The organism is Roseovarius sp. E0-M6, assembly GCF_037083845.1.
GTDB lineage: Bacteria > Pseudomonadota > Alphaproteobacteria > Rhodobacterales > Rhodobacteraceae > Roseovarius.
Genome location: NZ_JBAPLA010000001.1, coordinates 475493 through 489415 on the forward strand (window position 1 = coordinate 475493; position 13923 = coordinate 489415).

The window sequence follows — 13923 nt, forward strand, 5'->3', positions numbered from 1 at the left end:
ATGGTTCAGAACTTCATCACGTAGGCGGCACCGATGACCCACGGGTCGATCTTGACCGTGCCGATGCTGGCGCCGTTCACCTTCACGTCGGTTTCGATGTCGATGTAGCGCACATCAAGACGCAGTGCGCCCCGGTCGCTGACCTTGTAGTCGACGCCGGCATGGGCCGCGATGCCCCAGGAATCATCAAGATCGAGGCGCTGACCGGCCAGTGCGCCGACACCGGTGTCGTCAAAGAACGTCGTATAGTTGACGCCAAGGCCCACGAATGGGGTCAGGTTGCTCGAGTTCGTGAAGTGATACTGAAGCGACAGGGTGGGCGGCAGGTGCTTGGTCCGGCCAACCTTGCCCGCGCCCTGAAGCTTGATGTCATGTTCGAACGGCCACGCAGCCAGAAGCTCAACGCCGATGTTGTCGGCGACGAAATATTCGACTGTCACGGTGGGGCGGATGTTTTCGTCAACCGTGATCTGTCCGGCGGTCGTGGTGCTGCTGGAGTCGCGCGGCATCACCGAGTGTACGCCGAGACCCAAGGTGAAATCCCCCTTGGATTGGGCGAAGGCAGGCGCGGACAGCGCCGCGAGCGCGGCCGTGCAGGCCAGAATCTTGAGCGTCTTCATTTTTTGTCCCTTCTGTTCAAGCTCGCGGGGATTCTGCCATGCGGCATGTTTCACGGCCTTGATTCAAATCAGTTTGGGAAAATAATTCCGCAGCGCAGCATTTTGAGGCGCGACCGCTATGATCACACAATCCGAAAGGACGGGGTTTCATGAAACTCGAAAGCAAGATTCTCACCGGGTCAGAGGATTTCTCCGCCAATCGCGCGGCGCATCTTGCCGCTCTGGACGTGGTGCAAGAGGCGGCAGCGATGGCCGCTTTGGGCGGTGGAGAGGCCGCGCGCACCCGACATGAGGAGCGTGGCAAGATGCTGCCGCGTCGCCGGGTGGCCAACCTGCTTGATCCCGGCAGCCCGTTCCTCGAGGTGGGGGCCACGGCCGCACACGGGCTTTATGACGGGGCCGCGCCTTGTGCCGGTGTCATTGCCGGGGTGGGCCGGGTGCAGGGCCGCGAGGTCATGGTTGTTTGCAACGACGCCACGGTGAAAGGCGGCACCTATTACCCGATGACCGTCAAGAAGCACCTGCGCGCCCAGGAGATCGCCGAGGAATGCCGCCTGCCCTGTATCTATCTGGTGGATAGTGGCGGTGCGAACCTGCCCAATCAGGACGAGGTGTTCCCGGACCGCGACCATTTCGGACGGATTTTCTACAATCAGGCCCGGATGAGCGCGAAGGGCATCCCGCAAATCGCCGTGGTGATGGGCAGTTGCACCGCCGGGGGCGCCTATGTGCCCGCGATGTCGGACGTGACGATCATCGTGAAGGATCAAGGCACGATCTTTCTGGCCGGTCCGCCGCTGGTGAAGGCGGCAACGGGCGAGGAGGTGACCGCCGAGGATCTTGGCGGTGGCGACGTTCACACCCGGCTTTCGGGCGTGGCCGACTATCTGGCCGAGGATGACGCGCATGCTTTGGCGCTGGCGCGGCGCGCCGTCGGTCATCTGAACGGAGGCGGCATGGCGGCCTCCGGCATTCAAATGCAGTCACCCGAGCCACCCGCCTATGATCCCGAAGAGCTTCTGGGGGCGGTGCCTGCGGACCTGCGCACGCCCTATGACATCCGCGAGGTGATTGCCCGGGTGGTGGACGGCTCACGCTTTGACGAGTTCAAGGCCCGCTTCGGAGAGACGCTGGTCACGGGGTTCGCACATATCGAGGGGTGTCCGGTGGGTATCGTGGCCAATAACGGCGTGCTCTTTTCCGAAGCCGCCTCGAAGGGTGCGCATTTCGTAGAATTGTGCAGTCAACGCAAGATTCCGCTGGTGTTTCTACAGAACATTACCGGCTTCATGGTCGGCCGAAAGTATGAGAACGAAGGCATCGCGCGCCATGGCGCCAAGATGGTGACGGCGGTGGCCACAACGTCGGTCCCCAAGGTGACCATGGTCGTGGGCGGAAGTTTTGGCGCGGGGAATTACGGGATGTCGGGCCGGGCCTATCAGCCACGCTTCATGTGGTCATGGCCCAACAGCCGGATCAGCGTGATGGGCGGGGAACAGGCGGCGGGCGTGCTGGCCACCGTCAAGCGCGACGCCATCGAACGCAAGGGCGGCACGTGGGCGCCCGAGGAGGAGGCCGAGTTCAAGCGCCCCACCGTCGAGATGTTCGAGCGCCAGAGCCACCCGCTCTATGCCAGTGCGCGACTGTGGGATGACGGCATCGTCGATCCACGCAAAAGCCGGGAAGTTCTGGCGCTGTCGCTCAGAGCCGCGCTGAATGCGCCCATTGAGGAAACGCGCTTCGGCGTGTTCAGGATGTGAGGGAAACATCGCCGACACCAAACCGTTTCCAATGATGAGACATTGGACGTCACCGAGGATGAGTTCATGCCAGCAGAAATCGACGTCATCGTCGCTGATATCACCACGCTCGAAGTTGATGCCATCGTCAATGCCGCCAACAAGCAGCTGAAAGGTGGCGGTGGCGTTGACGGGGCGATTCATCGCGCGGCAGGCCCCGGGCTGCTTGAGGAATGCAAAGGCCTGAATGGCTGTGAAACCGGCGATGCGAAAGTCACCGGCGGGCATGATCTTCCGGCGTCGTGGGTGATCCATGCGGTGGGTCCGGTATGGGGCGGGGACAAGGCGGAAAAGGACGCGCTTCTTGCCTCGTGCTACCGCGTCGCGCTGGAAAAGGCGGACGGGCTCAAGTGCAAAACACTGGCCTTTCCGGCGATTTCGACAGGTGTTTACGGATTTCCGCCAGACCGTGCGGCACAGGTGGCCGTGGACACGCTATGCGAGGTGCTGCCGGACTGTGAAAACATGAAAAAGGTGATCCTGTGCTGTTTTTCGGATGAGAGCGCCGGGCATCACCGAAAGGCGCTCGCATCCTGCGAGGCCGACAAGAAAGAGGGCTGAGATGTTTGACACGATCCTGATCGCCAATCGAGGCGAAATTGCCTGCCGGGTGATCGAAACCGCCCGCGCCATGGGCGTGCGCACGGTGGCCGTCTATTCGGACGCCGACCGGGCCGCGAAACATGTCGAGATGGCGGACCATGCGGTGCACATAGGCGGCGCCGCCCCGGCCGACAGCTATCTGCGGGGCGATGCGATCATCGACGCCGCGCGCGCGACCGGCGCACAGGCGATCCATCCCGGCTATGGGTTTCTCAGTGAGAACCCCGATTTCGTCGACGCGGTCGAGGCGGCGGGCCTGACATTCATCGGCCCCTCGGCGCGCGCGATCCGGGCGATGGGCCTCAAGGACGCTGCCAAGAAGCTTATGGAAGAAGCTGGCGTGCCTGTGGTGCCGGGGTATCACGGTGCAGAGCAGGATGCCGAAATGCTCGCTGATCGGGCGCAGGAGATCGGCTATCCAGTGTTGATCAAGGCCGTGGCGGGCGGCGGTGGCAAGGGGATGCGCCTTGTCGAGCACCCCGAGGATTTTGCCGACGCGCTGATCAGTGCGCAGGGTGAGGCCGCGACCGCCTTTGGCAACAAGGAGGTTCTGATCGAGAAGTATATTCAGCAGCCGCGCCATATCGAGATGCAGATTTTCGGTGACGGAAAGAATGCGGTGCATCTGTTCGAGCGCGACTGCTCGCTTCAGCGGCGCCACCAGAAGGTGATCGAGGAGGCCCCGGCGCCGGGCATGCCCGAAGAGGTGCGCGCCGCGATGGGCGCCGCCGCTGTGCGCGCCGCCGAGGCCATTGGTTACAAGGGGGCGGGCACCGTTGAATTCATCGTGGACGGATCGGACGGCCTACGGACCGACGGGTTCTGGTTCATGGAGATGAACACCCGGCTTCAGGTCGAACATCCGGTGACCGAGGCGATCACCGGCATTGATCTGGTGGAATGGCAATTGCGGGTCGCCAGCGGTGAGGCGCTGCCCGCCCGGCAAGAGGATCTGACGATCACCGGCCACGCCTTCGAGGCCCGCCTTTATGCCGAGGACGTGCCGAAGGGGTTTTTGCCCGCGACCGGACATCTTGGACATCTGCGGTTTCCGGTCGGGGTGCGGGCCGACAGCGGCGTGCGCACGGGCGACGAAATCAGTCCGTGGTATGACCCGATGATCGCCAAGATCGTGGTGCATGGCCCGACACGGGCCACCGCGCTGCGCCGGCTCGATGCGGCGCTCGACCGGACAGAAGTGGCTGGAACGGTGACGAACCTTGCCTTTCTTGGTGCGCTGGCCCGGCACGAGGGATTCGCGCGTGGTGACGTGGATACCGGGCTTATCGCCCGCGATCTGGACGCTTTGGTGCGCGAGGCCGATCCGGCGGCGTCCGATGTGGCGTTGGCCGCGTTGGCCGCGCTGGGGCTTCTGGATGCGCAGGAATCCACCACCGGCTTCACGCTCTGGGGGCCGCTCAACCGCCAGATCCTGTTGCGGCGGGACGAGGCGGATATCACGGTCACCGTGCGGTCGCACAGCGCGGATGCGCATGACGTCGCGATTGATGGCGATGTGGTCAAGGCGCGCCGTATCGGCGACCGCTGGCAACTTGATGGCGCGATCGCACCAGAGGTGACGGTGACCGATGGTCTGGTGAGCGTCTTTCGCGGCTATGGGATAAGCTTTGATATTGTCGATCCGCTGAAGCGTGCCGCCTATGCGCATGGCGACGCGAGCCTGATCGAAGCGCCAATGCCCGGATTGGTCAAGGTGATGCTCGCCCAACCGGGGCAAAGCGTGCGTGAAGGGGACCGGCTTGCTGTTCTTGAGGCGATGAAGATGGAGCATTCGCTGCTGGCCGCGCGCGACGGCGTCGTGGCCGAGGTGCTTGCCGAGACCGGCGCGCAGGTGGCGGCGGGTGCGCCGCTTGTCCGGCTGGAGGATGACGCATGAGCAGGGAGCACCTAACGTGACCCACACGCCCAAACTGCCCACCCCAGAGGAGACTGGCCAATGATCACATTGCACCATGTGCCCTTTTCACGCTCATTCCGTGTGCTTTGGCTTCTTGAGGAACTGGGCCTTGATTACGAGGTCAGGAGCTATTCCATCCGTGACGGGTCTTTGCGGACGCCTGATTTTCTGTCGCTGTCTCCGGCAGGGCGGGTGCCCGCGCTCGATTTTGGAGAGGGCACGGTGATCTGTGAAAGCGGGGCCATCGTGCAATACCTGTGTGAAACCTATCCTGACGCAGGGCTTGCCCCCGGTCCGGGGCCGGCTGACCGCGCCCGCTATCTCGAGGCGCTGGGCTTTGCCGAGACGATGGCAAGCCTTATCGAGTTTTTGAACCTTCAGCACGTGTTCCTGCGCGATCCGGCCGATGCCTCACCCGTGGTGATCAAGCTTACCACAGCGCGGCTGCGCGCCACGCTGACCGGGATGGAGGCCATGCTCGAAGGGCGTGAGTATCTTCTGGGCGAGAGGTTCTCGGCGGCGGACGCGATGATGGGCTTCAACCTTTTCGCGGTGCCTTATTACGTGAAGATGGAGCCGTTTCCCCGACTGCGCGGCTATTCCGAACGGCTGGCGTCGCGCGCCGCGTTCCGCGCCGCCCGCGCAAGGGACGGAGAGCAGGACTTTTATGACCGGGATTTCTATCCCGTGCCTGAGGTGTGACGATGACCAAGGTCGAGATATTCGAAGTCGGACCCCGCGACGGCCTTCAGAACGAAACACGCGAAATCCCTGTGGCCGAAAAGATCGCTCTGATCGATTGCCTGAGCGAGGCGGGGTTCGCGCGGATCGAAGTCGCGAGCTTCGTCAGCCCCAAATGGGTGCCGCAAATGGCCGGCTCGGGCGCGGTTCTTGCCGGGATCAAACGCGCGTCCGGCGTGTCCTATGCCGCACTCACCCCGAACATGCGCGGCTTTGAGGATGCGCGCGCGGCAGGAGCGGACGAAGTGGCGATCTTCGGCTCCGCATCCGAAGGTTTTAGCCGCGCCAATATCAACGCGAGCATCGAAGAAAGCCTCGCACGGTTCAGACCTGTGGCCGACGCGGCGCAGGCGGCATCGATACCTGTGCGCGGATATGTGTCCTGCGTGGTTGAATGCCCGTTTGACGGCCTCGTTCCCCCCGAACAGGTGGCGCGGGTTGCGCGCGCGCTCTTTGATATGGGATGCTATGAAATCAGCCTTGGTGACACGGTCGGGCGCGCGACGCCGGATGGGATTGATGCCATGTTGCGCAGCGTGACCTCGGTTGTTCCGGCCAATCGTCTGGCCGGACATTATCACGACACCGGGGGACGGGCGCTCGATAATATCGAGACGTCGCTCGGGCATGGGCTCCGGGTGTTCGACGCCGCGGTCGGTGGTTTGGGCGGGTGCCCCTATGCGCCCGGCGCGGCGGGCAACGTGGCGACCGAGGCGGTGCATGATCGCCTTACCGCCTTGGGGCATGAGACCGGGCTTGATCCTGCGGTGCTCAGCCGTGCGGCCGAAATGGCCCGCGCGATGCGCACCGGATGAACCCGATGAACGACGACACGCGACAGGAGGCGGCATATGTACGAGACCATCACCGTTGAACACGACGGGCGCGGAGTGGCGACACTCTGGCTTGACCGGGCCGAGAAGCACAATGCGATGTCTGCGCGAATGATCGCAGAGTTGCACGAGGCCGCGGATGCGCTGGGCCGTGATGCGGAGGTTCGCGTGATCATTCTGGCGGCGCGCGGCAAGACGTTCTGCGCCGGGGGCGACCTTGGCTGGATGCGCGAGCAGTTCGAGGCCGCCCCCGTAGCAAGATCACGCGAGGCTGCGAAACTCGCTTATATGCTTCAGGCACTCAACACATTGCCCAAGCCCCTTATCGGGCGGCTGCACGGCAATACCTTTGGTGGCGGCGTCGGCCTTGCCAGTGTGTGTGACGTGGCCATCGGGGTTCAGGGCATGCACATGGCCCTGACGGAGACCCGGCTGGGCCTGATCCCGGCCACGATCGGCCCATACGTAGCGGCCCGCATGGGCGAGGCGAATGCGCGGCGTGTCTTTATGTCGGGCCGCCGGTTCGGTGCGGACGAGGCGGTGCGGCTGGGCCTTCTGGCGCAGACGGCGCCGGAAACCGATCTCGACGCTGCAATCGAGGCCGAAGTCGCGCCTTACCTGTCCTGTGCGCCCGAGGCGGTGGGGCGGGCCAAGGCGCTTCTGCGTGCCCTTGGTCCCCGCATCGATGAGCCGATCATCGCGCATACGATGGACGAATTGGCCCGCTGTTGGGCGGGTGAGGAGGCGCAGGAAGGAATTGGCGCGTTCTTTGACAAACGCAAACCGCAGTGGGCAGACCCGGATCAGACCTGAGGATAGGCGGCCTGAAGGCGGCGCATCATTCGGCAATAAAGACGGAAGGCCAGTCCGTTCGCTCCCAGCCTGATCGCGGCAACACATGGCAGGATCGTGCCCCAGTAAAGCGCTCGAAAACGCCGCGCGCCCTGAGCATCCCGCGCGATGGCGGCGCAGATGCCCGGCGCGGTGCGGTAATATTCGGCAATGAGCGTCGCACCCTGCGGATGCCGCGCAAGCCACCCGTCCCGGAACCGTCGCAATGCGCGCAACTCGGCGCAATCATCGCCGCGCCCCATTTGGGTGCAACAGGCGGTGGTCAGAAAGCAGGGCTCAAAGTCTTCGGGCGTGCCACACACATCGAGCGGCCGCGACAGAAGCCTTTCGTTTCCGTCCCTGATCAGATCGTCGACCGCCTGACGAAGGCCCGTGGTGTCAAGGTCATAAACCGCGAAGCGGGCCCACGTGTCCTCAAACCGGTCGTAATAGCCCACATGAACCTTGGGGCGGTCGGTCTTGAACAATTGGCTGAACACCGTGGCCGCTTCATGTGCCGGAGTGCGCCGTTTGCGACTCCAGCCAAGGGTAGAGGTGGGGGTGTCGCTCAGTTCGGCTTTGGTGCAGGTCAGCGCTTCGTTTTCGTCGCAGGACAGTTTGGGGATGTGATCCCAAATGACGTATTTTTCATCGCCGGTATCCGGATTCTCTATAAGGAGGAAGCTGCTGACCGTTTCTGGCCCCTCGGGCTGAAGGCGTGGCGTGAACAGGGGCAGGATGTCATCAGTCTTGTAATTGACAAGTGGCACGTAATCGCGGTTCAGGGAGTCAAAAACCGCATCGGGCCGCCCTGTGCGCAGATTTAACCTCAGGCCCGAAGACATGTGTTTGAGGCGGATATAGGCCGCCAGCCCCTCAAGAGTATCGGCACTGTCATATTGTGCTCGCATACGTAGACCGAGCCGCCAGCCGCGATGGTCGCGCTCGAGGTCGCACACGGTCTTGTCGATCTTGGCAAAAACCGGGGTGGCGCCGGTGGCAAGGCCTGTGGCGGCGAAACCTTTCAGGAGGCGACGACGGGTGAACAACATAGTGCAAAACCTTTGGCTGCTTTGAAATCGACCTTGAGATTAGCAATTTGATCGGACCGATCAACAGTCGCCAGAAATTAGCCGGATCGCCCCGGCGCCGGGGTGGAGGCTGAAAAACCGGCCCAAGCCTTCAAAAGCGGTGGCAAAACCGCGCGCCTTGGTTGACCCTGCCGGGGGCCAACGCTAAACCCGGAACAAGACCCATGCAGCCATCTGACGGCGCAGCCCTCGGGGGCGCGCGCGTGAAAGGAGCCACACCTTGGACGAGTTGCTGAGAGAATACCTTCCGATCCTCGTGTTTCTGGGCGTTGCCGTAGGACTTGGGATTGTTCTGATCCTTGCTGCTGTCATCGTCGCGGTGCGGTCTCCCGACCCCGAAAAGGTCAGCGCCTATGAATGCGGGTTCAATGCCTTTGACGACGCGAGGATGAAGTTCGATGTGCGCTTCTATCTTGTCGCGATCCTTTTCATCATCTTCGATCTGGAAATCGCGATGCTGTTTCCGTGGGCCGTGGCGTTCAAGGACATCAGTATGTTGGCGTTCTGGTCGATGATGGTGTTCCTTGCGGTGCTGACTGCGGGGTTCGCGTATGAGTGGAAGAAGGGGGCCATGGAATGGGAGTGAATGACAACGACAAGGCGCTTGTCACCAAGACGATGGGCGACGGCGTGCAGAGCGACCGGGTGAAATCCGGCCCCTCCGTTCCCGAAGCCTATGGTCAATACGGAGCCGGCCCTGATCCGGACGTGACCACGCAGGCCCTGAACGCCGATCTTCAGGACAAGGGGTTCCTGCTGACCACCACCGATGATCTGATCAACTGGGCCCGCACAGGCAGCCTGCACTGGATGACATTCGGGCTGGCTTGCTGCGCGGTCGAGATGATGCACACCTCAATGCCGCGCTATGATGCCGAGCGGTTCGGCGTCGCGCCGCGCGCCTCTCCGCGACAATCGGACGTGATGATCGTGGCGGGCACGCTCACCAACAAGATGGCGCCGGCCCTGCGCAAGGTCTATGATCAGATGCCCGAGCCGCGCTATGTGATCTCGATGGGATCCTGCGCCAACGGTGGCGGTTACTACCATTACAGCTATTCGGTTGTGCGTGGATGTGACCGGATCGTGCCTGTCGATATCTACGTGCCCGGCTGTCCGCCCACCGCCGAGGCGCTGCTATACGGCATCATGCAGCTTCAGCGCCGCATTCGCCGCACCGGGACCATCGTGCGCTGAGGCGCGGGGGAGGGGATGACACAATGAGTGACGCCATGACCGAACTGGGCGAGTATCTTGAGGCCAAGCGCAATGATTGCGTGCTGGGCTGGCATGTTGACAACGGGGAGCTGACCGTCGATGTGGCACAGCCCAACATCGTGGGGCTCGTGGATTTCCTGAGAAGTGATCAGACCTGCCGCTTTTCGACATTGGTCGATATCACGGCGGTCGACTATCCCGAGCGGTCCAAGCGGTTCGAGGTGGTCTATCATTTCCTCAGCATGTATCAGAACCATCGCATCCGCCTGAAGGTTGCTGCGCGCGAGGAAGATCTCGTGCCCTCGATCACCGGAATTCACCCCTCGGCCAACTGGTTCGAACGCGAGGTGTTCGACATGTTCGGCATCCTCTTTTCGGGCCACCCGGACCTGCGCCGCATCCTCACCGATTACGGCTTTCGCGGGCACCCGCTGCGCAAGGATTTCCCGACCACTGGCTATACCGAAGTTCGCTATGACGAAGCGCTCAAGCGCGTCGTGTATGAGCCGGTGAAGCTCGTGCAGGAATACCGTCAGTTCGACTTCATGAGCCCGTGGGAAGGGGCGGAATACATCCTTCCGGGCGATGAGAAGGAGGAGGCGAAATGATGGGAGGCTACAACATGGGTGGCGGCATGGGTGGCGGCGGCATAATCATCATGCTGATCTTTGCTGCCTTGGTTGTCATCCCTTTCTGGAGGCTCTTGCCGAAATTCGGCATTCCGAACTGGGTGAGCCTCGTTTCGATCATCCCGCTCGGGGCGCTGATCCTGCTTTGGGTCATGGCATTCCGCGACAAGCTTGACGGAGGACGTGGCTAATGGACGGTTCGAAATTCGAAGACGCTCTGACGGGCGAACAGCGGATCCGCAACTTCAACATAAACTTCGGCCCGCAACACCCTGCGGCGCATGGGGTGCTTCGCCTTGTTCTCGAACTTGACGGAGAGATCGTCGAGCGGTGTGACCCGCATATCGGTCTTTTGCATCGCGGCACCGAGAAGCTGATGGAAAGCCGCACCTACCTGCAAAACCTGCCTTATCTGGACCGGCTCGACTATGTGGCGCCGATGAATCAGGAGCATGCCTGGTGTCTGGCCATCGAACGGCTGACCGGTGTCGAGGTGCCGCGCCGGGCACAGTTGATCCGCGTGCTCTATTCAGAAATCGGACGTATCCTCAGCCACCTTCTGAACGTCACGACGCAAGCGATGGACGTGGGGGCGCTGACCCCGCCGCTCTGGGGGTTCGAAGAGCGTGAAAAGCTGATGATCTTCTACGAGCGGGCCTGCGGCGCGCGTCTGCACGCGGCCTATTTCCGCCCCGGCGGGGTGCATCAGGACCTGCCGCCGGACCTTATCGACGATATCGAGACATGGGCCGAGGAATTTCCCAAGGTTCTGGCGGATATCGACGGGCTTCTGACCGAGAACCGCATCTTCAAACAGCGCAACGCCGATATTGGCGTCGTGACCGAGAAGGACATCCTCGATTGGGGGTTCTCGGGTGTGATGGTGCGCGGCTCGGGGCTGGCATGGGATTTGCGCCGCGCGCAGCCCTATGAATGCTATGACGAATTCTCCTTCCAGATCCCGGTGGGCAAGAACGGCGATTGCTATGATCGCTACCTCGTGCGGATGGAAGAGATGCGCCAGTCGCTCTCGATCATCCAGCAGGCGGTCGAGAAGCTTCGCGCGCCCGAAGGGCAGGGCGATATCCTCTCGCGCGGGAAAGTCACTCCGCCGTCCCGGTCCGACATGAAGACCTCGATGGAGGCGCTGATCCATCACTTCAAGCTTTATACCGAAGGGTTCCATGTGCCGGAAGGCGAGGTTTACGCCGCCGTCGAGGCGCCCAAGGGGGAATTCGGTGTCTACCTCGTGGCCGATGGCACGAACCAGCCCTACCGGGTCAAGCTACGCGCGCCGGGCTTCCTTCACCTTCAAGCGATGGATCATGTCGCGGGCGGCCATCAGCTCGCTGATGTGGCGGCAATCATCGGCACGATGGATGTTGTCTTCGGGGAGATCGACAGGTGATGGATGTCGCGGCATTTACCCTGATCCTGTGCCTGACCGCATCGGGGCTTTGCATCTGGCGCCCTGTGCGGCCCGCGCGTCGCCGCGCGGGCAGGGGCCGCGCATGAGCGTGCGTGCGGCCATAACTGCGGCGGCGCTGGCGATCGCGGCCGGAGGCCCGGTTCACGCAATGGATAGCTCGGGCCATGATACGGTCCTCAACCTTGCGCGAGAGAATGGCTGTATTCTGCGCGATGCCGATGCTGCATTGACCGACGCTGGGTATTCCGATGCTGAAACGCGTGAACGGATCATTCTCACCCTTGTTGATCAGCGCAAGGCATCCCGTATTGGCGATGCGCTCATGGTGCGCGGAGCGGCCTGTCAGCAAGGGCCCAAGCCCGGCTTGCGGGATCGGTTTCTGGCGGGGTTCGGCACCAATGCGGACTGCGCACTTGCAGCGGCCGATCTTGATCGGACGATGCTACGCTATGCGCTGACCTCCCAAGACGTGGCGCTGTTGCGCGCGGAAATGGAGGGCGGCAAGGATCTGATCGCCTCGGCGGACGGAACCGAACTTCGCCTTAAGCCCGCACACTGCGAGCGCGCACAGGATCTGGCCAAGACTGTCGTGCCCGATCACCGTGACGCAACCGTCGCCTTCATGGCGGCGCATGACTGCCGGATCGGCACGCGCGATCTTGAGGTTGAGATTGCCGAGGCGGGACTTGACCCCGTGGCGACCGAGATCGCGATTGAAGCGCTCGTCACCGACGGCGACGCCATTTATTACGGAAACGAGGAAACACTGATCCTGCTGTGGGAACGGTGCCAATGACCCCGATTTCGGCCAAGACACCAACGCAGGGCCTCCGCGCCATGCGCAACGATCGCACAGGAGAGGACGCGTAATGCTTCGCCGTCTGTATCACGAACAACCCGAAACCTTTGCCTTTACCGATGCCAACAGGGCGTGGGCCGAGGGGCAGATCGCCAAGTTTCCCGAAGGCCGTCAGGCCAGCGCCATCATCCCGCTTCTGTGGCGCGCACAGGAGCAGGAAGGCTGGCTCACCCGCCCCGCCATCGAAGCGGTGGCCGATATGCTCGACATGGCCTATATCCGGGCGCTCGAAGTGGCATCCTTTTACTTCATGTTTCAGCTTCAGCCGGTGGGCTCGGTGGCGCATGTTCAGATCTGCGGCACGACGTCCTGCATGATCTGCGGGGCAGAAGACCTGATCGGTGTCTGCCGCGAGAAGATCGCGCCCAATCCGCACGAGCTTTCCGAAGATGGCAAGCTGAGCTGGGAAGAGGTGGAATGCCTTGGCGCCTGCGCCAACGCGCCGATGGCCCAGATCGGCAAGGACTATTACGAAGACCTGAGCGCCGACCGGATGGGAGAGATCATCGACGCCCTGCGCAACGGAGACGCGCCGGTGCCCGGCTCGCAAACCGGCCGTTACGCCTCAGAACCCGCGTCGGGGCTGACGTCGCTCATCGAATTCGACAGCGGCAAGACACAGTATAACGCAAGCGTGCAGCGCGCTGTGGATCAAGACGATACGATCAAGCGGATAGATGGCAGCGAAGTGCCGCTTCTGACGCCGTGGCGCGACATGGGCGTCAATCACGCGCCCGCCGCTGCGGGCGAATCGACAGGCGGGCGGTTCTCGAAATCACCGGCCAAGACCGCAAAGCGCACCGAGAAGAAGGTCAAGGACCACCCCGCCGCCAAGGAAGAGCCGCAACGCGAAGTCTCGGACAGTGCTGCGAAAAAGCTTGAGAAAAAGGGCAAGGGGCGTCCGGCCTCGAAGACCGAAACCAAAACCGAGGCCAAGGCCGCCAAGACCCCGTCAAGCCTGCCCAAGGCAAGCAAGGCCAAGCCCGCCGAAGATGTGCCCGCCGGGGCGGACAAGCAGACCGATCAGATCAAGGGCAAGAAGCCCCGCACGATGAAAGCGCCGCGCAAGGCAGGGGCGGACGATCTTAAGATGATCAAGGGTGTCGGCCCCAAGCTCGAAGGGCTGCTGCACGATCTCGGCTTTTACCATTTCGACCAGATCGCAAAATGGAGCGACGCCGAGGTCGCTTGGGTCGATGACAATCTCGAGGGATTCCGCGGCCGGGTGAGCCGTGACAATTGGGTCGAGCAGGCAAAACTGCTGGCCGAGGGCAAGGAGACGGAGTTCTCTTCCCGGGTCAAAAAGGGAGGCGTCTACTGACAGGGTCGGTCGGGCGCGTTAGGGGGAACCA

General features: G+C 62.5%; 15 protein-coding genes. 13 read left to right on the forward strand and 2 right to left on the reverse strand.

The window, feature by feature from the left end; all coding sequences use genetic code 11:
- Positions 1–5: 5 nt before the first annotated feature.
- Complete coding sequence (locus tag V8359_RS02440; protein WP_336427112.1) at positions 6–620, reverse strand: OmpW/AlkL family protein; 615 nt, start codon at positions 618–620, stop codon at positions 6–8.
- Between the two features lie 149 nt (positions 621–769).
- Here V8359_RS02440 and V8359_RS02445 point away from each other — a divergent pair, with 149 nt between their 5' ends.
- From V8359_RS02445 to V8359_RS02470, 6 genes are all read left to right on the forward strand, one after another.
- Entirely contained in the window at positions 770–2380 is a 1611-nt protein-coding gene (locus V8359_RS02445; RefSeq protein WP_336427113.1) for a carboxyl transferase domain-containing protein, read from the forward strand.
- A 66-nt stretch (positions 2381–2446) separates the two neighbouring features.
- Positions 2447–2980 (forward strand): O-acetyl-ADP-ribose deacetylase, encoded by a 534-nt coding sequence (locus V8359_RS02450; protein WP_336427115.1) that lies wholly within the window; start codon positions 2447–2449, stop codon positions 2978–2980.
- A gap of 1 nt (position 2981) precedes the next feature.
- A complete protein-coding gene (locus V8359_RS02455; protein ID WP_336427116.1) occupies positions 2982–4919 on the forward strand; it encodes an acetyl/propionyl/methylcrotonyl-CoA carboxylase subunit alpha in 1938 nt (645 codons plus the stop codon).
- Positions 4920–4979: 60 nt separating this feature from the next.
- The gene (locus V8359_RS02460) at positions 4980–5642 is read left to right on the forward strand and encodes a glutathione S-transferase family protein (protein ID WP_336427117.1); all 663 of its coding nucleotides are present in this window, start codon (positions 4980–4982) and stop codon (positions 5640–5642) included.
- Positions 5643–5644: 2 nt separating this feature from the next.
- Positions 5645–6496 (forward strand): hydroxymethylglutaryl-CoA lyase, encoded by an 852-nt coding sequence (locus V8359_RS02465; RefSeq protein WP_336427118.1) that lies wholly within the window; start codon positions 5645–5647, stop codon positions 6494–6496.
- Positions 6497–6532: 36 nt separating this feature from the next.
- Positions 6533–7327 carry a crotonase/enoyl-CoA hydratase family protein gene (locus tag V8359_RS02470; protein ID WP_336427119.1) on the forward strand — a complete coding sequence of 265 codons (795 nt, stop codon included), beginning with the start codon at positions 6533–6535 and terminating at the stop codon, positions 7325–7327.
- On the opposite strand, the gene V8359_RS02475 is transcribed toward V8359_RS02470, so the two are convergent.
- Positions 7318–8397: a CFI-box-CTERM domain-containing protein gene (locus V8359_RS02475; protein ID WP_336427120.1), complete on the reverse strand. Its 1080-nt coding sequence runs from the start codon at positions 8395–8397 to the stop codon at positions 7318–7320. The genes V8359_RS02470 and V8359_RS02475 overlap by 10 nt on opposite strands.
- 259 nt (positions 8398–8656) lie before the next feature.
- On the opposite strand from V8359_RS02475, the gene V8359_RS02480 reads away from it, so the two are divergent.
- From V8359_RS02480 to V8359_RS02510, 7 genes are all read left to right on the forward strand, one after another.
- Positions 8657–9022, forward strand: coding sequence for an NADH-quinone oxidoreductase subunit A (locus tag V8359_RS02480; RefSeq protein WP_336427121.1), 366 nt, complete (start codon positions 8657–8659; stop codon positions 9020–9022).
- On the forward strand, positions 9013–9633 hold the full coding sequence (locus V8359_RS02485; protein WP_336427122.1) for a NuoB/complex I 20 kDa subunit family protein: 621 nt from the start codon (positions 9013–9015) through the stop codon (positions 9631–9633). The genes V8359_RS02480 and V8359_RS02485 overlap by 10 nt, the downstream gene beginning before the upstream one ends.
- Positions 9634–9656: 23 nt before the next feature.
- Positions 9657–10262 (forward strand): NADH-quinone oxidoreductase subunit C, encoded by a 606-nt coding sequence (locus tag V8359_RS02490; RefSeq protein WP_336427123.1) that lies wholly within the window; start codon positions 9657–9659, stop codon positions 10260–10262.
- A complete protein-coding gene (locus tag V8359_RS02495; protein WP_336427124.1) occupies positions 10259–10474 on the forward strand; it encodes a hypothetical protein in 216 nt (71 codons plus the stop codon). The genes V8359_RS02490 and V8359_RS02495 overlap by 4 nt, the downstream gene beginning before the upstream one ends.
- Positions 10474–11691 (forward strand): NADH-quinone oxidoreductase subunit D, encoded by a 1218-nt coding sequence (locus V8359_RS02500; protein ID WP_336427125.1) that lies wholly within the window; start codon positions 10474–10476, stop codon positions 11689–11691. Before V8359_RS02495 ends, V8359_RS02500 begins: the two co-directional genes overlap by 1 nt.
- A gap of 103 nt (positions 11692–11794) precedes the next feature.
- On the forward strand, positions 11795–12508 hold the full coding sequence (locus tag V8359_RS02505) for a hypothetical protein (RefSeq protein WP_336427126.1): 714 nt from the start codon (positions 11795–11797) through the stop codon (positions 12506–12508).
- Positions 12509–12581: 73 nt separating this feature from the next.
- Positions 12582–13892 (forward strand): NADH-quinone oxidoreductase subunit E, encoded by a 1311-nt coding sequence (locus V8359_RS02510; RefSeq protein WP_336427127.1) that lies wholly within the window; start codon positions 12582–12584, stop codon positions 13890–13892.
- Positions 13893–13923 lie beyond the last annotated feature (31 nt).